Origin of the sequence: Nonomuraea sp. NPDC005692 (assembly GCF_040631115.1) — a bacterium.
Lineage (GTDB): Bacteria > Actinomycetota > Actinomycetes > Streptosporangiales > Streptosporangiaceae > Nonomuraea.
In genome coordinates this window covers 85,448-105,498 of record NZ_JBEXYU010000030.1, presented here as the reverse complement: position 1 = coordinate 105,498, position 20,051 = coordinate 85,448, and the positions used below count along the sequence as shown (strand labels likewise).

Genomic DNA, 20,051 nt, shown 5'->3' with positions numbered 1-20,051 from the left:
CCTCGTTCACACGGATGAACGCTGTCCTACTTGAGGCCAGAATTTCCGCTGGACCAGGAGCGTGGCCGTACCCGAGATGATCATGCCGAGGATGTTCACCGCGAGCTGCGAGACCGACCCCGCGACCTCCGCCCAGTCGCCGAGCCCCAGCGCGACGGCGAGGTAGCCGGCCGCCGGGACCGTGGTGACCGAGATGAACACGCCGATCAGGGCCGAGGACTTGCCCGCCGTCACCGACAGGACGCCCGCCGCCCCCGCCAGCAGCGCCACGATGAACGACCATTTGTCCGGCTTGACGATGAACTGCACCTCCGCGTTCACCTTCAGGTTGCCGATGTCGATCCAGCCCAGCCAGTTGGAGACCAGCGCGCAGGCGAAGGTGATGGCGATGGCGACGGTGAAGCCGATGACCAGGGTCCGCAGAGCGGTGGTGATCAGGCGTCCGCGCCGGCCCAGCAGGCCGAAGCAGATCGCGGCGATCGCGCCGAACTCCGGGCCGAGCACCATCGCGCCGACGATCAGGATGGGCGAGTTCTGCAGCACGCCGATGCCCGCGAGCTGCGTCGCGATGGCCAGGAAGGCCAGGTAGGCCCAGGTGATGCGGGACTCGCTGGAGACCTTGTGGGCCAGCTCCTCCCACACCACCGCGTCGTCGGGATCGCCGGGCGCCTCCTCGACCGCCGCCGTGGCGGCCCTGGACAGCGACAGGTCCACCTGCTCGATGGCGATCGAGCCGACGTCCTCCACCCACTTGAGCCGGCTGATCACCACGTTGGCCGCCTCGCGGGCGGCGTCGCAGAGGACGACGTCGCCCGCCGGCTCGCGGGCCGCCCCGGGCAGCACGATGACGTTGGTGACGCCCGTGCACTCCTGCAGCAACGCGACGGCCTCGTCGGTGCGGTCGGCAGGGATGATCAGTCGCAGATGCAGCACCCCGCCATTGTTGTCCATCGGACATTGACGTTGCGTTGACCGCCGTACGCGAGGCTGCCTCACATGACTCGCTTCAGATGCCACGATCACGGTGAGGACTGCTGGTTCGCCGACATCGACGACCAGGAGTGCGCGGGCCGGTTCGCCGCCTACGTCTTCGACGAGGTGTTCAGGTCCGGCGAAGCCGTACCCGCCTGACCGCGTGGTCGGCGCCCTTCTGCAGGACGAGATCGGCGCGTCCCCTGGTGGGGGCGATGTTCTCGACCAGGTTGCGCTCGTTGATGTCGCGCCACACGTTGACCGCGAAGTCCGTGGCCTGCTCGTAGGTGAGCTCGGCGATGTACTTGAAGTAGGACTTCGGGTCCTCGAAGGCCGTGCGGCGCAGCTTGTGGAACCGTTCGACGTACCAGGTGCGGATGTCCTCGACCTTGGCGTCCACGTAGATGGAGAAGTCGAAGTAGTCGTTGACGGCCAGGGACGTGGGCGGGGCGGGCTGGAGGACGTTCAGGCCCTCGATGATCAAAATGTCTGGATTTTTCACGACCTGGCGGGCGCCGGGGACGATGTCGTACTCCAGATGGCTGTAGACCGGCGCGTACGCCTCGGGAGCGCCCGCCTTGACCTCCGCCACGAACCTGACCAGCGCGCGCCGGTCGTAGCTCTCCGGGAAGCCCTTGCGCTGCATGATGCCCTTGGCCTCCAGCACCGCGTTGGGGTAGAGGAAGCTGTCGGTGGTGATCAGCTCCACGTGCGGGTGCTCGGGCCAGCGGGCCAGCAGGGTGTGCAGCAGCCGCGCCGTGGTCGACTTGCCGACCGCGACGCTCCCGGCGATGCCCAGGATGTACGGCACGCGCGTCCCCGCATCGCCGAGGAAGGCGCTCAGCACGCTGCTGCGCTGCTTGGACCCGGTGAAGTGCAGGTTGAGCAGCCGGGTCAGGGGGAGATAGATGTCGGTGACCTCGGTGAGGTCGATGGGGTCATCGACGCCGCGCAGGTCTTCCAGCTCGTCTGCGGTGAGAGTCAAGGGCGTGTTCTTGCGGAGCTCGCTCCACTGCTCCCTGCTCAGTTCCACGTAGCCGTTGTTCACCTAGGCAGCGTAGCGATGGGGGACAAATGCGATCATGGGCGGGTGCGCCGCGGCGGATATCCACAGCCTGTGGATAAAAACGTGGGATTACCAAAGGATGATTCCGGGAAGAAAGACCGGTCCTGACGATCCGGGCGTGCCGGAACCGGCGGGCGGCTACTGTTCCGGACGTAGCCTCCCGGGAGGTCTTGTGGATCGCCGTCGCTTCCTCGCCAACGTGCTGGCCGTGGCCGGGCCCTTCGCCGGGGTCGCCTGCGCCGGGGCCAGGGGCGGCGTGCGGCCCGCCGTCGGCTACGGGCCCTTGAGACCGGTCGCCGACCTGCGCGACGGCAAGGTGCGCCTGCACCTCCCCGACGGGTTCCGGTACCGCTCGTTCAGCGCCGCGGGCGAGAAGTTCTCCGACGGCACCACCGTCCCGGGCAGGCACGACGGCATGGCGGCCTTCAGCGGCCCCAAGGGGGGCACGATCCTCGTCCGCAACCACGAGGTCACCGGGCCGGTCGGCGCGTTCGGCGACAAGGGCACCGCCTACGACCCGGCGGCCGGCGGCGGCACCTCGACCCTCCACGTCACCCGCCACGGCGAGGTGATCAGGAGCGGCCCCTCGCTCAACGGCACCATGACCAACTGCTCCGGCGGGCCCATGCCCTGGCGGGCCTGGGTGAGCTGCGAGGAGACGGTCAACGGCCCCGACGTGGGCGACGACCCGTCCGGCGGCGACAACAGCAAGCTCAAGCGCAGGCACGGCTACCTGTTCGAGGTGCCGGTCGGCGGGGTCGCGAGCGCGCGCCCGATCAGGTCGGCCGGCCGCTTCCCGCACGAGTCGGCCGCCTTCGACCCCTCCACCGGAGCCGTCTACCTCACCGAGGACAACTTCTCCTTCCCCTCCGGCTTCTACCGCTACCTGCCGCCCAAGCACCCGATGCGGGAGGGGCGGCTGCTCGACGGCGGCCGGCTGCAGATGCTCGCCGTCAGCGGCGTCGAGCGCGCCGACCTGTCGCGCGGGCAGCGGGCGGGGGCCGCCTACGCCACTCGCTGGGTGGACATCGACGAGCCCGACCCCCGCTTCACCGGCAGGCCGCCGTACGAGGAGGCCGTCCAGGCGGTGGGCCGGCAGGGGCGCGCGGGCGGCGCGGCGATCTTCGCCAGGCTGGAGGGCGCGGTCTTCCACCAGGGCGTGGTGTACTTCGTCTCCACCCAGGGCGGGGCCACCGCGCCGGGTGACCGGCCGCCTCCCGGGTTCGGCGACGGGCGGGGCCAGGTGTGGGCGTACGAGACGTGGAGCGGGCGGCTCAGGCTGGTCTACGAGTCGCCGCGCTCGTCGGCGCTCGACCTGCCCGACAACGTGACCGTCAGCCGGCGCGGCACGCTGGTGCTCTGCGAGGACGGCGACGGCGACAACTTCCTGCGCGGCCTCACCAGGACGGGCGAGATCTTCGACTTCTGCCGCCTCCAGCCGATCCCGGGCGATCCGGGCGCCGAGTTCGCCGGCTCGACGTTCGGGCCGGGCGGCCAGACGCTCTATGTCAACGTCCAGGCCGTCCAGGGGCGGTCGTTCGCCATCTGGGGGCCGTGGGAGCGCGGCCTGTTCTGAGTAGCCTGGGACGATGATCCTGGGTATCGGAGTGGACATCGTCGACATCGCCCGCTTCGAGGCGGCTCTCGAACGTACACCGCAGCTGCGCGAGCGGCTGTTCACCGACATCGAACGGCCGCTGCCGGCGCACTCGCTGGCCGCCAGGTTCGCCGCCAAGGAGGCCGTGGCCAAGGCGCTCGGCGCGCCCAGGGGGCTCGGGCACCTGGAGGCCGAGGTGCGCTGCGACGAGCTGGGCAAGCCCGAGCTGCACGTGTCGGGCAAGGTCGCCGAGGTGGCCTACGGCCTCGGGGTCAAGCGCTGGCACCTGTCGCTCAGCCATGACGGGGGCGTCGCCGTGGCCTATGTGATCGCGGAGGGATAGCTTCGGATCATGCGCGCGAGGGAGTGCCGTCGCGTGGCGGAGTGGCGGGAGCGAAGCGACCAGAGCGGGGAAGGGCGGCGGCATATGGCGACCGAGCAGCCGAACGGAGTGAGGCCATGAGGACCGCCTACACCGCCGACCAGATCCGGGACGCCGAGCGCACGCTGATGGCGCGCCTGCCCGAGGGCACCCTCATGCAGCGGGCCGCCCACGGTCTCGCCGCCGCCTGCGCCGACCTGCTGGGCCGGGTGTACGGCGCCCGCGTCGTGCTCCTGGTCGGCAGCGGCGACAACGGCGGTGACGCCCTCTACGCAGGTGAGCGCCTGGCCCGCCGGGGAGCCAGGGTCGAGGCGGTCCTGGCCGGCGCCAAGACGCACGAGCTCGGCCTGCGCGCCTTCCTCGACGCCGGAGGCCGCGTGGCCGGCCCACCAGCCGTGCGGGACGCCGACCTGATCGTGGACGGGCTGGTGGGCATCGGTGCCACGGGCGCGCTGCGCGAGCCGTACGCCCGGCTGGCCGAGGAGGCGAACGCGGCCCACGGCACGATCGTCGCGGTCGACGTGCCCAGCGGCGTCGAGGCGAGCACCGGGCGGGTCGCGGGCGCGGCGGTGCGGGCGCGGGTGACGGTGACGATGGGGGCGTACAAGACGGGGCTGCTGGTCGATCCGGGCGCCGCGCACACGGGCCGGGTCGAGCTGGTCGACATCGGGCTCGGCCCCTTCCTGCCCGACCCCGACGTCGCGGCGCTGACCCGCGCGGACGTGGAGGACCTGCTGCCCAGGCCGGGCAACGAGTCCGACAAATACCGCAGGGGCGTGCTCGGGGTGGCCGCGGGCAGCGACCTGTACACCGGCGCGGCCGTGCTGGCCGTGGGCGGCGCGCTGCGGGCGGGCGCGGGCCTGGTCCGCTACGCGGGCACCCACGAGCCGGTCCAGCAGGTGCGCGCCCATTGGCCGGAAGCGGTGATCACCCCGCTCGACCGGCCGTCCGTCGAGGGCGTGGGCCGCGTCCAGGCGTGGCTGCTCGGCCCGGGGCTCGGCACCGGCGACTGGGCGCACGAGCTGGCCGCCCGAGTGCTGGCCTCGGACGTCCCCGTGCTGATCGACGCCGACGGGCTCACGCTGGTGGCCCGCGACCGGTCGCTGCTGCGCAGGCGGGCGCCCGTGCTGATCACGCCGCACGCGGGCGAGCTGTCCCGGCTGATCGGCGTGAGCCGCGACGACATCGAGGCCGCCCGGCTGGAGCACGCCCGCCGGGCCGCGGCCGAGCTGGGCGTGACCGTGCTGCTCAAGGGCTCGACCACGGTGGTGGCCGAGGAGGCCAGGCCGGTCCGCGTCAACGAGACCGGCACGTCGTGGCTGGCCACCGGGGGCACCGGCGACGTGCTGTCGGGCGTGGCGGGCGCGCTGCTGGCCCAGGGGCTGTGCTGCTACGACGCGGGTTCGGTCGGCGCGTACGTGCACGGGCTGGCCGGCCGGCTGGCCGCCCGCGGCGCCCCGCTCACCGCGGCCGGGGTGGCGGCGGCCGTTCCGGAGGCCATCCGCTCCGTCCACGGCGAACCCCGTCCCTGAGCGGCGCGAACCGCGCTCGACCACCCGTCTGAGCTGCCACACTGGAGAGATGTACTCCTCGATGGCCACCCCCGCCGAGGCGCGGGTCGACCTGTCCGCCATCCGGCACAACGTGACCCTGCTGAAGGAGCGGGCGGGCGGCGCCGAGCTGATGGGGGCCGTCAAGGCCGACGCCTACGGGCACGGGCTGGTGCCCTCGGCCAGGGCCGTCCTGGAGGGCGGCGCGTCCAGGCTGGGCACGGCCTTCGTCGCCGAGGCGCTCGCGCTGCGCGACGGCGGCGTCACCGCGCCCGTGCTGGCCTGGCTGATCACCCCCGGCGAGCCCCTCGACCGGGCCGTGGCCCACGACATCGAGCTGTCTGCCGCCCATGAGGGCCTGCTCGACGAGATCGCGGCCGCCGCCCGGCGCGTGGGCCGTCCGGCCAAGCTGCACCTGGAGGCCGACACCGGCATGAGCAGGGGCGGCGCGCCGCTGGCCGCCTGGCCGGGCCTGCTGAGCAGGGCGCTCGCGCTGCGGGCGGAGGGCGTCGTCGAGATCGTCGGCCTGTGGTCCCACTTCGCCTGCGCCGACCTGCCCGGCCATCCCTCGGTCGAGCAGCAGCTGGAGGCGTTCGAGAGCGCGCTGAAGCAGGCCGAGCAGGCGGGCGCCGCCGGGTCGTCGGTGATCAGGCACCTGGCCAACTCGGCCGCCGTCATGACCCTGCCCGCCGCCCGCTTCGACCTGGTCAGGCCGGGCATCGCCATGTACGGCCTGAGCCCCGTCCCCGAGCTGGGCGACTTCGGGCTGCGTCCGGCCATGACCCTGACGGCCAGGATCGCGCTCGTCAAGCGGGTCCCTCAGGAGTCGGGGGTCTCCTACGGTCACCTCTACGTCACCGACCACGAGACCACCCTCGGCCTCGTGCCGCTCGGCTACGCCGACGGCATACTCCGGCACGCGTCGGGAAGAGCCGAGGTGCTGGCGGGCGGGCGCCGCCGGAAAGTGGCGGGCCGGGTGTGCATGGACCAGTTCGTGATCGACGTCGGCGACGACCCCTTGTCGCCGGGCGACGAGGTGGTGCTGTTCGGTCCCGGCGACGGGGGCGAGCCGACTGCCCAGGAATGGGCGGATACCCTCGGCACGATCACTCATGAGATCGTGACCAGGATCGGTTCCCGGGTGCCACGGGTCCACCAGCATGTGACGGCGGGCACTCCGGAGCGGCCATGAGCGGAGAAGGATCGGGGACATGACGACGACAACACGGCGGCGCAGGGTCGGAATCGCCGGCGCGATCGTCGGAGCGGCGTCGGCCGGTGTCGCGGCGGCGGCTCTGGCCAAGCGCTACGCGGTCGGCCGGATCAGGCTGCGGCACGACGAGGAGGCCAGCGAGCCGTTCGGCGAGCTGCGCGGCAGGGAGCGCACGCTCGTCACCTCCGACGGGGTGGCCCTCCACGTCGAGATCGACGGCCCCGAGGACGCGCCGCTGACGATCGTGATGTGCCACGGCTACTGCCTCAACCTCGAATCGTGGCACTACCAGCGCAAGGAGCTGCGCGAGAACCACCGCGTGGTGCTGTGGGACATCCGCTCCCACGGCCGCTCGCAGCGCGGCACGGCCGACGACAGCACGATCGACCGGCTGGGCCAGGACCTCGCCGAGGTGATCGAGGAGTTCGTGCCCGGCCCGTGCGTGGTGGTCGGCCACTCGATGGGCGGCATGACGATCATGGCGCTCGCCGACAGCCATCCTGAGCTGTTCGGCGACAAGATCCGGGCGGTCGCCCTCATCGCGACCTCGGCGGGCAAGCTGGCCGAGCTGACGCTGGGGCTGCCGGCGATGGTGTCCAAGGCCGTGCACAAGGTGGCGCCGTCCACGGTGTCGCTGCTGGGCAGGAAGGGCGCGCTGATCGACAGGACCCGGCACGCGGGCAGCGACATCGCGTTCCTGATCACCCGCTACATGGGCTTCGGCGACTCCGCGAACGTGAGCCCGACCGTGGTCGACTTCGCCGAGTCGATGATCAGGCAGACCCCCACCGAGGTGTTCGCCGCCTTCTACCCGGCCCTGATGAACCACGACAAGCTGTCCGCGCTGCACGTCCTCGACCCGGTCCCGACCGCCATCGTCTACGGCGAGCGCGACTGGCTGACCCCGCCCGACCACAGCAGGGCCATCGCGGCGGCGCTGCCCAAGGCGCAGGTCACCGAGATTCCCGACACCTCCCACCTGATCCAGCTGGAGCGCCCGGGGATCGTCAACGACGCGCTGCGCGACCTGATCAAGCGAGTGGAGTTGTAGTGCGACTGGCGACAGCGGAGGACATGCGGGCCTACGGCGCGCGCCTGGCGGCCCACCTGCGGCCCGGCGACCTGATCGTGCTGTCCGGCCCGCTCGGCGCGGGCAAGACCACGCTCGTCCAGGGCATCGCGGAAGGTCTCAAGGTACGCGGGCCGATCACCTCGCCCACCTTCGTGATCGCCAGGGTGCATCCGTCGTTGCGGCAGGGCCCGCCCCTGGTGCACGCCGACGCCTACCGGCTCGGCGGCGACCTGGAGGTCGACGACCTCGACCTCGACGCCTCGCTGGAGGAGTCGGTCACCGTGGTCGAGTGGGGCGAGGGCCTGGTCGAGGGGCTGGCCGAAGACCGGCTGGAGATCCACATCGACCGGGAGACCGGCGACGACGCCCGCCTGGTGACCCTGCGCGGGGTGGGCGACCGATGGGCCGACACGCCGTCTGATCCGGCCGAAGGCTAAAACCTCCGTCAATTTCCGGCAAAGCTGTCACCCTTGACGTACCTGACCGAAGACATAAATCATGATCGTTGGTCAGGGATTTGCCCAGAATTTCTGGGTATCAGGAGGGGCGACATCCACATTTTTGGTGGATGCTGGGTGCAAGACGGCAAAGTGGGGTGCGGCGGTGCTCAGGGTCAGGCGAGTCGCGTACGCGGGTGCCATCATGGTGGTCGGGCTGACCGGGTGTGCGGCCTCGGCCGAGACCACACCGACAGGCACACCGACGGCCACAGCCACGACGTCCACCACCGCCACCACGACGACCACGGCCACCCCGACCGCCCCGCCGGCCACCAAGAGGCCGAGCATCGCGGTCCAGGTCAACCCCGACCGGGTCACCGCGGGGGAGACGTCCAAGGTGTGGATCCTGGCCAACTGCCCGCTGCCGTCCGGCGGCCCGGCCCACACCGGCACCGCGACCTCGCGGGCGTTCCTCAACGGCGTCCCGCTCAACCCCGTGCCGGCCGGGTCGGCCACGCCGACCGCGACCAGCAGCCCGGCGAACGGCTCGCCCTGGGTGCGGGGCGAGGCGACGGTCTCCGGCACGGTCAAGCGCGGCTCGTACACCGTCGACGTCAAGTGCGACGGCACCAACGACGTCGGCAAGGCCACGCTCAGGGTGGCCAGGGCCGAGGCCGACCCGACCGGCGTGCCCACCAAGGCGCCCAAGGCGGGCGGCGGCGGCACCTTCGGCCGTGACGTCGACGACGAGTCCTCGATCCCGCTGGGCCCGGCCGGCGCGCTGGTGGCCCTGGTCCTCGTCGGAGGCGCGGTCGTGATGGTCAAGCGGCGCAGCCGGGCTTGACCGATGGCACGTCCAGGACGGGTGGTGCTCGCGGGCGCCGTCACGGGCCTGCTGCTGGTCGCCTTCGGCAAGAGCATGCAGAACTCCTCCACCCCGGCGGCGAGCGTGGTGCCCAAGAGCATCGACATCCCGTCGCTCGATCTTGAGGCCCCGCTGATGAAGCTCGGGCTGAGCAAGGACGGCGAGGTCGAGCTGCCGCCGTACGAGAAGCCGAAGATGGCCGGCTGGTACAGCGGCAGCGCGGTGCCCGGCGAGAAGGGCGCATCGGTGATCATCGGCCACGTCGACACCAAGACCGCCCCCGCCGTGTTCTACAAGCTCAGGCAGTTGCGCAAGGGCGAGACCGTCAAGGTGGAACGCAGCGACGGCAAGGTCGTCAGCTTCAGGGTGGACGCCATCGAGCAGGTCTCCAAGGACCACTTCCCCGCCCGGCGGGTGTACGTCGACGACGGGCTGAAACTCGTCACCTGCGGCGGAAAGTTCGACTCCGCCAAAGGCGAATATGTCGACAACATCATCGTCTACGCGTCCCGAGCCTGATCATGGAGTAATGAGCACTGACCACAACCCGCCGGCGTCCGGCGCCCGCGTGCCCTGGCAAGAGGTCCATCCACTGGTGCGCGAGGCGGTCGAGGGCTTCCTCGGCAGCCGCGTCGTGGAGGCCGTCACCCAGGAGGGCGGCTTCTCGCCGGCGGCCGCGGTGCGCCTGCGGACCGAGGACGGCCGGCGCGCGTTCGTCAAGGCCGTCGGTCCCGAGCCCAACCCCGACAGCGTGCGCATCTACCGCTCCGAGCTCAGGAACGCCGCCGCGCTCCCCGAGTCGGTCCCCGCGCCCAAGCTGCTGACGGCGTTCGAGCTGGAGGGCTGGGTGACCCTGGTCTTCGAGGACGTCGAGGCCGCGCACCCCGCGATGCCGTGGCGGCGCGACGAGCTCGACCGGGTGTTCACGGCCCTGAAGGAGATGTCCGCCGCGCTCACCCCGTCGCCGATCGAGGCTCCCACGGTCGGCGAGGTCATGGGCGACTCCTTCCAGGGCTGGCGCAGACTCCTCGGCGAGGACACCGCCGGGCTCGACCCGTGGGCGCTGCGCCACCTGCCCGAGCTGGCCGAGCTGGAGTCCGGCTGGGCGACGGCGGCGGCCGGCGACACCCTCGTCCACGCCGACCTGCGGGCCGACAACATCCTGCTCACGCCCGACCGCGTCTACGTGGTCGACTGGCCGTGGGCCTGCCTGGCCGCGCCCTGGTACGACCAGGTGGCCATGCTGCCGTCGGTCGGCATGCAGGGCGGTCCCGCCCCCCACGAGCTGTTCGACGATCCCGACCCGGCGGTCACCGCCGTGCTCGCGGCCCAGACCGGCTACTTCGTCCGGAACGGCCGGCTGCCGGATCCGCCTGGCCTGCCCACGCTCAGGGCGTTCCAGCGGGCGCAGGGAGTGGTCGCGCTGGAGTGGCTCAAACGGCGTACCGGCTGGGTGTGACCCGTCCGGCGGGTAGGCTAAACAGTCGTGCTGGTCCTGGCCTTTGATACCGCGACGCCCGCCGTCACCGCCGCCCTCCACGACGGCGAGCGGGTGCTCGCCGAGTCCACGACGATCGACGCCCGCCGCCACGGCGAGCTGCTCGTCCCCACCATCGAACGCGTGCTGACCGAGTCGGGCGCCGCCCTGCGCGACGTGACGGCCCTCGTCGCGGGCAGCGGCCCCGGGCCCTACACGGGCCTGCGCGTCGGCCTGATGACCGCCCAGGGGCTCGCGACGACGCTCGCCGTCCCCGCGTACGGCATCTGCACCCTCGACGCGGTCGCCTACGGCAGCGGGCTCGGCGAGCCGTTCCTGGTCGCCACCGACGCCCGGCGCAAGGAGGTGTTCTGGGCGCGCTACCAGGACATGCGCACGCGTGCCGACGGCCCGTTCGTCGACCGGCCCGCCGACGTGCCCGTCGAGGGCCTGCCGGTCGTGGGCGCCGGCGCCGGGCTCTACCCCGACGTCCTGGGCCGCCACGACGCCCCGCCCTATCCCTACGCGGGCGCGCTGGCCGCGCTGGCCGCCGAGCGGCTGGCCGCGGGCGTGCCGCTCGACCCGCCGCGGCCCATCTACCTGCGCAGGCCCGACGCCGTGGTGCCGGGCGCGCCCAAGAGGGTGACGGCGTGAGACTGCGGCCGATGACCGAGGCCGACCTGCCCGCGGTCATGGCGATCGAGCGGGCCACGTTCCCGCTCGACGCGTGGAGCGAGGGCATGATGCGCGGCGAGCTGGCCGACATGCCGCGTTCGCGCCACTACGTGGTGGCCCTGGCCGACGACGAGATCGTCGCCTACGCCGGCATCGCGGTCGCCGCCGACCAGGCCGACGTGCAGACCATCGCCGTGCTGGAGAAGCACCAGGGCACCGGCTTCGGCAGCGCGATGCTGACCGAGCTGCTGGCCGAGGCGCGGCGCAGGGGCGCGCGCGAGATCTTCCTGGAGGTACGCGCCGACAACCCGCGCGCCCAGGCCGTCTACCGGCATTTCGAGTTCGAGGAGATCGGCACCCGCCGCCGCTACTACGACGACGGCACCGACGCGATCATGATGAGAAGGAAGCTGGATGGCTGACGCACCCCTGGTCCTGGGCATCGAGACGTCGTGCGACGAGACCGGCATCGGCATCGTCAGAGGCCACACGCTCCTCGCCAACACCATCGCCTCCAGCATGGACGAGCACGCCAGATACGGCGGCGTGGTGCCCGAGGTCGCCTCCCGCGCCCACCTGGAGGCCATGACGCCCACCGTCGAGGCGGCGCTGGCCGAGGCGGGGCTCAAGTTCTCCGACATCGACGCCATCGCCGTCACCGCCGGGCCGGGCCTGGCCGGGGCGCTGCTGGTGGGCGTGGCCGCCGCCAAGTCGTACGCGCTGGGCCTCGGCGTCCCGCTCTACGGCGTCAACCACCTGGCCGCCCACGTGGCCGTCGACCAGCTCGAACACGGGCCGCTGCCCAAGCCGTGCATCGCCATGCTGGTCTCCGGCGGCCACTCCTCGCTGCTGCTGGTGCCCGACGTGGCCCAAGACGTCATCTCGCTCGGCTCGACCGTCGACGACGCGGCCGGCGAGGCGTTCGACAAGGTGGCCAGGGTGCTCGGGCTGCCCTTCCCCGGCGGCCCGCACATCGACAGGGCCGCCCGCGAGGGCTCCGGCACGGCCGTGACCTTCCCCCGCGGCAAGATCGACGACGGCACGCTCGACTTCTCCTTCTCCGGGCTCAAGACCGCCGTCGCCCGCTGGGTCGAGGCGCGCGAGGCGTCCGGGCAGTCGATCCACGTGCCCGACGTGGCCGCCTCCTTCCAGGAGGCCGTGGTCGACGTGCTGACCCGCAAGGCGTTGCAGGCGTGCAAGAAGTACGACGTGCACGACCTGCTGATCGGCGGCGGCGTGGCGGCCAACTCGCGGCTGCGGGCGCTGGCCCAGGAGCGCTGCGACGCGGCGGGCGTGCGGCTGCGCGTGCCCCGGCCGGGGTTGTGCACCGACAACGGGGCCATGGTCGCCGCCCTGGGGTCCGACCTGGTGGCGGCGGGGATCACCCCCTCGACCCTGGAGATCCCGGCGGACTCGTCGCTGCCGATCACGACGGTCCACGTCTGAGCCCTGGCGGCGGGGCGTCCCCCCGCCGCCAAGCGGTGCTCAGTCCTTCGTCCTGGTGGGCCGGAGCAGGGCCTCGGCCAGCGCCAGCATGGTCTCCTCCAGCGCGGCCAGCCGCTTGGTGAGGTCGTCGGTGGCCGGCTGCACGATGCCGCTGACCGTCTCGCTCAGCTCGTCGCGGTCGGGCCGGGAACGCACCAGCTCGGTGAGCGCGTCGGCGGCGGCCGACAGGCGGTCGGCCTGCGCGCCGGCCTGCGACTCGATGAGCTCGCCGACCCGCTCGGGGATGGCCAGGGCGGCCGGGAGCTGGCTGACGTGCTGGTTCATGGCCTCGATGCGGTCGTCGACCGACTCCAGGTGCTCGCCGGCCTGATCGGCGCGGGCGGCCAGGCCGTTGAGGTGCGTGTCGAGGCCGTTGAAGCGGCTGTCGAGCCCGCTGAACTGGCCGTCGAGGGTGTCGAACCGGGTGATCAGGTGCTCTTCCGCCTCGACCAGCCGCTCGTCGATCGACTCCATCTGGTTGTCGAGCTTGTTGAAGCGGCCCTCGCTGCGCACGGCGGTCTCGGCCAGGCGCTGGTCGGTGGCCGACGCGCGGTCGTCGAGCGCGCTCAGGCGGCCGTCGAGGGCGTCGAAGCGGTCGTCGTGGCGGACGAGGTGGCCGTCGATGGTGCCCATGCGCTTGCCGAGGCCGCCGAGCTGGCCGTCGACCGAGGTGAGGCGCTTGTCGACGCCGCTGATGCGGCCGTCGACGCCGTCGAGCCTGGTGTCGATGTCGGCCAGGCACTCGTCGGCCGACTCCAGCCGGCCGTCGAACCCGGTGAGCCGGGTGTCGAGGCCCATGAGCCGGCCCTCGACCCGGTCGAGCCGGGAGTCGACGCCGTCGAGCCGCCCGCTGAGCCGCAGCTCGCTCTCCCCGAGCTGGACGGCGAGGTGCTGGTCGGCCTCGTCGAGACGGGCGGTGAGCCGCTGCTCGACGTCGGCCAGCCGGACCGTGAGCCGCTGGTCGCCCTCGTCGAGCCTGGCGGCCAGGCGCTCGTCGGCGCGGTCGAGCCGCTCGTTCAGGCGCTGGGTCAGCCGCTCGTCGGTCTCGTCGAGGCGGCCGGCCAGGCGTTTGTCGGCCTCGTCGAGGCGGGCGGCGATGTGCAGGTCGGTGTCGTCGAGCCGGCCGGTCAGGCGCTGCTCGGCCGCGTCGATCTTGACGGCGACCTGCTGCGACGTGGCCGCGACGCTCTCGGCCAGCTCGCCGACCACGCTCTCGACCCGCTCGGCGCGGCCCGACAGGTCGGCCACCGACTTGTCGAGCCGGGTGAAACGGCTGGCCGCGGCCTCCATGCTGGAGTTGAGCTGCGTCAGCTTGGCGGCGAAGTCGGACATGTTCTGGGTGATGCCGTCGGTGGTGTCGAGCACCGACTGCAGGCGGTTGAGCGCCTCGTCGACAGCCTCGCCCACGGTGCCCAGATCCGCCCACAGGCTCGGCAGCTCGGCCACCGGCGCGACCCGGGCGTCGACGTGGCCGATCTTCTCCCCGACGGCGTCGACGTGGTCGCGCACGGCCTCGACGTGCTGGGCCAGGCCCTCCGCCCACATCGGCGGCTTGGCGGTGATGTCGTCGAGCCGCCCGCTCACCGCCTCGAGGGTGCCGCTCAGGCCGCCGAGCTCGCGTTCGCGCACCTCGCGCAGCAGCCACTCCATGCCTTCAAGACGCTGGCGGATCTCGTCGAGCACGGCTCCCTGGGTGCGCTGCTCGTAGACATGGTCCTGGGCGGCGCGCGCGAGGAGGTCTCGCATCCTCTCGGAGATGGCGGACTGGCCGCCTGCCTGAAGAAGGGTGGTGTGGTTGGAATGGTCCACCGAAAGGCTCCTTCGCTCGCCGACGGTCTGCCGCGCAGCGGTGGGATAGGTCCGGTTTGCAGATGAAAGGGCGAGTACGCGGGTTACCGCATAAGGGGGAGAACTCCCGCCCGTCCACCTTAGCCCTTCGATCAAGGTCAGGCGGCGTCGAAGTGAAAGATCGTATTTAGCGGAAGAATGACCGCTTTGGATTGTTCAGGCAGGTGGGATGGGGTTGCAGATGATAACTGAAGGCTTATCGAGAATGCGGGTCAGGATAATGACGACCGAGTTCTCGCCGGAAAGCCGGAGATCGGCGCGCAGGCGTTCGATGTCGATCGCGGACGCGCGTTTCTTGATGGTGACATTCCCGATCCGCCGTTCACGGAGAGCCGCGCGGAGCTTTTTCAGCGAGAACGGCATGACCTCGTCCACCTCGTACCCGGAGGCCCACGGGGTGTGCCTGGGCTCGTCGGCGGTGATGTAGGCGATCATGGGGTCGGGCAGGCGTCCGCCGATCATCTCGGCCACCTCGCCCACGAGGTGCGCCCGGATCGCGGCGCCGTCGGGCTCGTAGACGTAGCGGCCCACCGGGCCGACGGCGGCCTGGGCCCCGGTGGCGGCCAGGGTGTGGCCGCCGGGCAGCAGGGTGGCGCGCCGGGCGGGGCCGGTCCGGGAGCCGGTCCAGATGGTGGCCTCCTTGACCTCGCCCTTGTAGGAGACCCATTCGGCCTCCGCGCCCTCGGGGATGAACTCGTACGGGATGCCGGGGGCGACCTTCAGGCAGGCCCGCGGCGCCCGCGCGACCAGGTCGAGCACGACCGGCCAGGGCGGCGAGTAGGCCATGGGATCGAACGTCCGGCCCTTGCCGCTGCGCCGGGCCGGGTCGGCGAACAGCGCGTCGTACTCCTCGGGCCGGACCAGCGCCGCGTCGCCCACGCGCACCCGCACCCGGTCGGCCAGCCCGAGCGCGTCGGCGTTGGCGCTCGCCACGGCGACGGTCAGCGGGTCGAGGTCGACGGCGTCGACGGCGCAGCCGGCGCGGGCCAGCGCGAGGAGGTCGCCGCCCACTCCGCAGCAGGCGTCGATCACCCGCCCGCCGCCCATGCGCCGGGCGCGGTGGTCGGCGACCTCCCGGCGGGTGGACTGCTCCAGGCCGTGCGGGGTGAAGTACATGACCGCGGCGTCCGCGCCGAACTTCGCCGCGGCGCGCTCACGCAGCGCCGCCTGCGTCAGCGCGGCGGAGGTGAGCGCCGCGTCGTAGGTGCGGCGCAGCCTGGTCGCCGCCGCGACCGGATCGGTCCCGGCCAGCTCCGCGGCCTCGGCGAGCGCCCGCTGCCCGCGCGGGGTCAGCAGCTCGCCGAAGGCGTCGAGATCCATGTACGCACTCCGCTCACAACTCAGGATCGCTCACAACTCGGGGCCGCTCACAACCGGGGGCCGCTCACGACTCGGGATCGCTCATAGGGAAGTGTCGCCCAGGGACACCAGCAGGCTGCGCAGCAGCCCGGCCAGGGCCTCGCGCTCGCCCTCGGACAGCCCGGCGAGCAGCCGCTCCTCGTTGGCGGCGTGCAGGACGAGCATCTCGTCGGCGACCCTCCTGCCCTCGTCGGTGAGGGCGACCAGCGTCATGCGCCGGTTGTGCGGCGCCGGCCAGCGGTGGACCAGGCCGCGCCGGACCAGGTGGTCCATCCGGTTGGTGAGCGCCCCAGGGCTGACCATGGCCGACGTTGACAGGTCCTTCATGCACATGGTGGCATCGGCGCCGCTGCGCAGCAGCGTGGCCAGCATGTCGAACTCCCACGCCTCCAGCCCGTGCTCGGCCAGGAAGTCCTTGACGCCGCGCTCCAGCAGGCGCGAGGCGCGCGAGACCCGGCCGATCACACCCATCGGGGACACGTCGACGTCGGGCCGTGTCCGCGCCCACTGTCCGAGAATCACGTCCACCGCGTCATCCACGAGGCTCACCCTACCAAAGCTTCGACGTTGAAATGTTTGGGATCGTGCGGTACTGTCCTCAACGTCGAAATGTTCAACGTAGAAATTTTCGAGGTAGGATCATCATGAAGGTGCTGGTGCTGGGCGCGACGGGGTACATCGGCGGCGCGGTGGTCGAGCGGCTGGCCGAGCAGGGGCACGAGGTGGCCGTCCTGGTGCGGCCGGCCGCCGACGGGTCCCGGCGCGTGCCGGGCGTGGCCGACGAGCGTCACGGAGACCTGGCCGACGTCGCGGGGCTGGCCGCCGCGATCACCCCGGACATCGACGCGATCGTGGTCGCCGCCCAGCTCGGCGGCGACAAGGAGGCCGACCTCGCCGCGATCGGCGTGCTCGCCGCGTCGGGCCGGAAGGTGGTCTTCACCAGCGGCGTGTGGGTGCTGGGCGCCACCGCCGACGGGCACGAGGACAGCCCGGCCGACCCGATTCCGCTCGTGGCGTACCGGCACGAGATCGAGCAGCTGGTCATCGACGGCGGCGGCTCGGTGATCCGGCCCGGCGTCGTCCACGGGCGCGGCGGCGGCATCCCCGCCCTGATGCGCGCGCAGGCCGCCGAGCGCGGCGCCGGCGTGTACGTCACCGCCGGCGGCGAGCCGCACACCTGGACGTTCGTGCACGTCGACGACCTGGCCGAGCTCGTCGTGGCCGTCCTGGAGAAGGGCGGCGCCCGCGTCTACCACGGCATCAGCGAGGAGGCCGTGCCGGTCGCCGAGGTGGCCGAGGCGGCGGCCCGGTCCGCGGGCGTCAAGCCGCAGGCCGAGCCCTGGCCGCTGGCCGAGGCGGCCCAGGCGCTGGGAGCGGGCTTCGCCGAGGCGCTGGCGCTCGGCCAGCGCATCAGCGCGACACGCACGCGCGCCGAGCTCGGTTGGAACCCCTCCCGGCCCGGTGTCGTCGCCGATCTGACCGAGGGCTCCTACGTCTGATCGCTCTGAGCAGACGCGTTCGTGTTGACTGTCAAGGCCCTCTTGCATATGTTTCCTGTTGGCACTCTCACCTTGAGAGTGCCAACGTGCGACGAGGCAGGTCTGACACCCGCGACGGCAGGCCCCGCTGGTCGCCTCTTCTAGATCATTCAAATCTGAAGGGGAGGTCCGATCGTGACGACCGCCACCAAGGTTCCCGTTAAGCCGCTCGGCGACCGCATCGTGGTTCAGCCGCTTGAGGCAGAGCAGACCACCGCTTCCGGTCTGGTCATCCCGGACACCGCCAAGGAGAAGCCGCAGGAGGGCAAGGTCCTCGCGGTGGGCCCCGGCAACTGGGATGAGGACGGCGACAAGCGTATTCCGCTCGACGTCTCCGAGGGCGACGTCGTCCTCTACAGCAAGTACGGCGGCACCGAGGTCAAGTACGGCGGCGAGGAGTACCTGGTGCTCTCCGCCCGCGACGTTCTCGCGATCATCGAGAAGTAAGCCGGTTGTGTCGAGCCCCGGGCGCTCTTGAGGGCCCGGGGCTTTCGACGCCAGGAGAGGACTTTCAGCATGGCGAAGATCCTGCAGTTCGACGAGGACGCCCGTCGCGCGCTTGAGCGCGGTGTCAACGCCCTCGCGGACGCCGTGAAGGTAACCCTCGGCCCGCGTGGCCGTAACGTCGTCATCGACAAGAAGTTCGGTGCGCCGACGATCACGAACGACGGTGTGACCATCGCTCGTGAGATCGAGCTGGAGGAGCGCTACGAGAACCTCGGCGCCCAGCTCGCCAAGGAAGTAGCCACCAAGACCAACGACATCGCGGGCGACGGCACCACCACCGCCACCGTGCTGGCCCAGGCGATGGTCCGCGAGGGCCTGCGCAACGTGGCCGCCGGCGCCTCGCCGCTGTCGCTCAAGCGTGGCATCGACAAGGCCGCCAAGGAGATCAGCGACCGGCTGCTGGCCAGCGCGCGCGAGGTGGGCGACAAGAAGGAGATCGCCAACGTCGCCACCATCTCCGCCCAGGACGCCAAGATCGGCGAGCTGATCGCCGAGGCGTTCGACAAGGTGGGCAAGGACGGTGTCCTCACCGTCGAAGAGTCCAACGCCATGGGCATGGAGCTCGAGTTCACCGAGGGCATGCAGTTCGACAAGGGCTACCTGTCGGCCTACATGGTGACCGACCCCGAGCGCATGGAGTCCGTCCTGGAGGACGCGTACATCCTGCTCACCCAGGGCAAGATCTCCTCCATCGCCGACTTCCTGCCGCTGCTGGAGAAGGTCGCCCAGACCAAGAAGCCGCTGCTCGTGGTCGCCGAGGACGTCGAGGGCGAGGCCCTGGCCGTCCTGGTCACCAACAAGATCCGCGGCACCTTCACCTCCGTGGCCGTCAAGGCCCCGGGCTTCGGTGACCGCCGCAAGGCGATGCTCCAGGACATGGCGATCCTCACCGGCGGCCAGGTCGTCAGCGAAGAGGTCGGCCTCAAGCTGGAGCACGTCGGCCTCGAGGTGCTCGGCACCGCCCGCCGCGTCGTCGTCACCAAGGACGCCACGACCATCGTCGACGGCGCCGGCGACCAGCAGGCGATCGAGGACCGCGTCAAGGAGATCAAGATTGCCATCGAGCAGTCCGACTCCGACTGGGACCGCGAGAAGCTGCAGGAGCGCCTGGCCAAGCTCGCCGGCGGTGTGTGCGTGCTGCGCGTCGGCGCCGCCACCGAGGTGGAGCTGAAGGAGAAGAAGCACCGCCTCGAGGACGCGATCTCCGCGACCCGCGCCGCGATCGAGGAGGGCATCGTCTCCGGCGGTGGCTCGGCCCTCATCCACGTGGGCAAGGAGCTCGACGACCTCGGCCTGACCGGCGACGAGGCCACCGGTGTCGGCGTCGTGCGCCGCGCGCTGGTCGAGCCGGCCCGCTGGATCGCCGAGAACGCCGGCCTGGAGGGCTACGTGGTGACCCACAAGGTCGCCGAGCTGCCCGCCGGCCAGGGCCTCAACGCCGCCACCGGCGAGTACGTCGACCTGATCGCCCAGGGTGTCATCGACCCCGTCAAGGTGACCCGGTCCGCGGTGCAGAACGCGGCTTCGATCGCGGGCATGCTCCTGACGACCGAGGCGCTCGTGGTGGACAAGCCCGAGGAGGAGGCTCCGGCCGCCGGCCAGGGCCACGGCCACGGTCACGGCCACTGACCCGCCTGTTTCCCCCGCGCCCGTACGGCCCGCACCGGTTCCCTCCGGCGCGGGCCGTCGGCTTTCAGCCAGACCGTCACGTCTCTGCCACGTCTGCTGCGATCTCTTGCCTGGACCAGGGATCAGAACTGGGCTCCCACGGCGTCTTCCCCCTGCCGCCGACGTCTCGGTCTCCTGCGACCGACGGCCGATGGCAGCGAGGCTGCAACGAGAACACCGACGGCCTGCTGCGCAGTAGTTCCCCGAGGGCGCCGACTCGGTCCCCACCCGCGAGTGACTCGACGCCGTCGCCGCAGAGCTGCCCGTCCGGCCTCGCAAGACGCTGGACCGGGACACCCGGCTGAGCGCCTCACGGAGCTCCTGGCGGCCTGCGCCC

At 71.7% G+C, this 20,051-nt stretch carries 21 protein-coding genes; 16 read left to right on the top strand and 5 right to left on the bottom strand.

What is annotated here, in order from left to right; all coding sequences use genetic code 11:
* Positions 1-6 precede the first annotated feature (6 nt).
* Positions 7-933 carry a DUF389 domain-containing protein gene (locus ABZ459_RS40880; RefSeq protein ID WP_357982733.1) on the bottom strand — a complete coding sequence of 309 codons (927 nt, stop codon included), beginning with the start codon at positions 931-933 and terminating at the stop codon, positions 7-9.
* Between the two features lie 63 nt (positions 934-996).
* Between ABZ459_RS40880 and ABZ459_RS40875 the strand changes: the two genes are divergently transcribed.
* Positions 997-1,131 (top strand): hypothetical protein, encoded by a 135-nt coding sequence (locus ABZ459_RS40875; protein ID WP_352318657.1) that lies wholly within the window; start codon positions 997-999, stop codon positions 1,129-1,131.
* Here the strand turns inward: ABZ459_RS40875 and coaA are convergent.
* Positions 1,103-2,005: a type I pantothenate kinase gene (coaA, locus tag ABZ459_RS40870; RefSeq protein ID WP_357982807.1), complete on the bottom strand. Its 903-nt coding sequence runs from the start codon at positions 2,003-2,005 to the stop codon at positions 1,103-1,105. The genes ABZ459_RS40875 and coaA overlap by 29 nt on opposite strands.
* A 205-nt stretch (positions 2,006-2,210) precedes the next feature.
* On the opposite strand from coaA, the gene ABZ459_RS40865 reads away from it, so the two are divergent.
* From ABZ459_RS40865 to tsaD, 12 genes are all read left to right on the top strand, one after another.
* A complete protein-coding gene (locus tag ABZ459_RS40865) occupies positions 2,211-3,614 on the top strand; it encodes an alkaline phosphatase PhoX (RefSeq protein ID WP_357982731.1) in 1,404 nt (467 codons plus the stop codon).
* A gap of 13 nt (positions 3,615-3,627) precedes the next feature.
* Positions 3,628-3,978 carry a holo-ACP synthase gene (locus ABZ459_RS40860; RefSeq protein WP_357982729.1) on the top strand — a complete coding sequence of 117 codons (351 nt, stop codon included), beginning with the start codon at positions 3,628-3,630 and terminating at the stop codon, positions 3,976-3,978.
* Between the two features lie 116 nt (positions 3,979-4,094).
* The gene (locus ABZ459_RS40855) at positions 4,095-5,549 is read left to right on the top strand and encodes an NAD(P)H-hydrate dehydratase (RefSeq protein ID WP_357982726.1); all 1,455 of its coding nucleotides are present in this window, start codon (positions 4,095-4,097) and stop codon (positions 5,547-5,549) included.
* Between the two features lie 61 nt (positions 5,550-5,610).
* On the top strand, positions 5,611-6,759 hold the full coding sequence (alr, locus tag ABZ459_RS40850) for an alanine racemase (RefSeq protein ID WP_357982804.1): 1,149 nt from the start codon (positions 5,611-5,613) through the stop codon (positions 6,757-6,759).
* 19 nt (positions 6,760-6,778) lie between these two features.
* The gene (locus ABZ459_RS40845; protein ID WP_357982723.1) at positions 6,779-7,831 is read left to right on the top strand and encodes an alpha/beta hydrolase; all 1,053 of its coding nucleotides are present in this window, start codon (positions 6,779-6,781) and stop codon (positions 7,829-7,831) included.
* Positions 7,831-8,289: a tRNA (adenosine(37)-N6)-threonylcarbamoyltransferase complex ATPase subunit type 1 TsaE gene (tsaE, locus tag ABZ459_RS40840; RefSeq protein WP_357982720.1), complete on the top strand. Its 459-nt coding sequence runs from the start codon at positions 7,831-7,833 to the stop codon at positions 8,287-8,289. Before ABZ459_RS40845 ends, tsaE begins: the two co-directional genes overlap by 1 nt.
* A gap of 166 nt (positions 8,290-8,455) precedes the next feature.
* Positions 8,456-9,136: a hypothetical protein gene (locus ABZ459_RS40835; protein ID WP_357982717.1), complete on the top strand. Its 681-nt coding sequence runs from the start codon at positions 8,456-8,458 to the stop codon at positions 9,134-9,136.
* A 3-nt stretch (positions 9,137-9,139) separates the two neighbouring features.
* Positions 9,140-9,676 carry a class F sortase gene (locus ABZ459_RS40830; protein ID WP_357982714.1) on the top strand — a complete coding sequence of 179 codons (537 nt, stop codon included), beginning with the start codon at positions 9,140-9,142 and terminating at the stop codon, positions 9,674-9,676.
* 10 nt (positions 9,677-9,686) lie between these two features.
* Positions 9,687-10,616 carry an aminoglycoside phosphotransferase family protein gene (locus tag ABZ459_RS40825; RefSeq protein WP_357982712.1) on the top strand — a complete coding sequence of 310 codons (930 nt, stop codon included), beginning with the start codon at positions 9,687-9,689 and terminating at the stop codon, positions 10,614-10,616.
* 27 nt (positions 10,617-10,643) lie between these two features.
* Positions 10,644-11,288: a tRNA (adenosine(37)-N6)-threonylcarbamoyltransferase complex dimerization subunit type 1 TsaB gene (gene tsaB, locus ABZ459_RS40820; protein WP_357982709.1), complete on the top strand. Its 645-nt coding sequence runs from the start codon at positions 10,644-10,646 to the stop codon at positions 11,286-11,288.
* Positions 11,289-11,299: 11 nt separating this feature from the next.
* A complete protein-coding gene (gene rimI / locus ABZ459_RS40815) occupies positions 11,300-11,731 on the top strand; it encodes a ribosomal protein S18-alanine N-acetyltransferase (protein ID WP_357982801.1) in 432 nt (143 codons plus the stop codon).
* Positions 11,724-12,755 (top strand): tRNA (adenosine(37)-N6)-threonylcarbamoyltransferase complex transferase subunit TsaD, encoded by a 1,032-nt coding sequence (gene tsaD, locus ABZ459_RS40810; protein WP_357982706.1) that lies wholly within the window; start codon positions 11,724-11,726, stop codon positions 12,753-12,755. Before rimI ends, tsaD begins: the two co-directional genes overlap by 8 nt.
* Positions 12,756-12,794: 39 nt before the next feature.
* On the opposite strand, the gene ABZ459_RS40805 is transcribed toward tsaD, so the two are convergent.
* The 3 genes from ABZ459_RS40805 to ABZ459_RS40795 all read right to left on the bottom strand — a co-directional run bounded on the left by ABZ459_RS40805 (position 12,795) and on the right by ABZ459_RS40795 (position 16,541).
* Positions 12,795-14,603 (bottom strand): hypothetical protein, encoded by a 1,809-nt coding sequence (locus ABZ459_RS40805; protein WP_357982703.1) that lies wholly within the window; start codon positions 14,601-14,603, stop codon positions 12,795-12,797.
* A gap of 195 nt (positions 14,604-14,798) precedes the next feature.
* Positions 14,799-15,962 (bottom strand): class I SAM-dependent methyltransferase, encoded by a 1,164-nt coding sequence (locus ABZ459_RS40800; protein WP_357982700.1) that lies wholly within the window; start codon positions 15,960-15,962, stop codon positions 14,799-14,801.
* Positions 15,963-16,043: 81 nt separating this feature from the next.
* Entirely contained in the window at positions 16,044-16,541 is a 498-nt protein-coding gene (locus ABZ459_RS40795; RefSeq protein WP_357982697.1) for a MarR family transcriptional regulator, read from the bottom strand.
* Positions 16,542-16,645: 104 nt separating this feature from the next.
* Between ABZ459_RS40795 and ABZ459_RS40790 the strand changes: the two genes are divergently transcribed.
* The 3 genes from ABZ459_RS40790 to groL all read left to right on the top strand — a co-directional run bounded on the left by ABZ459_RS40790 (position 16,646) and on the right by groL (position 19,675).
* The gene (locus tag ABZ459_RS40790) at positions 16,646-17,500 is read left to right on the top strand and encodes an NAD-dependent epimerase/dehydratase family protein (RefSeq protein WP_357982694.1); all 855 of its coding nucleotides are present in this window, start codon (positions 16,646-16,648) and stop codon (positions 17,498-17,500) included.
* 171 nt (positions 17,501-17,671) lie between these two features.
* Entirely contained in the window at positions 17,672-17,986 is a 315-nt protein-coding gene (gene groES / locus ABZ459_RS40785) for a co-chaperone GroES (protein WP_226899011.1), read from the top strand.
* Between the two features lie 69 nt (positions 17,987-18,055).
* Positions 18,056-19,675, top strand: coding sequence for a chaperonin GroEL (gene groL, locus ABZ459_RS40780; RefSeq protein WP_352318685.1), 1,620 nt, complete (start codon positions 18,056-18,058; stop codon positions 19,673-19,675).
* The last annotated feature ends 376 nt before the right edge of the window (positions 19,676-20,051 follow it).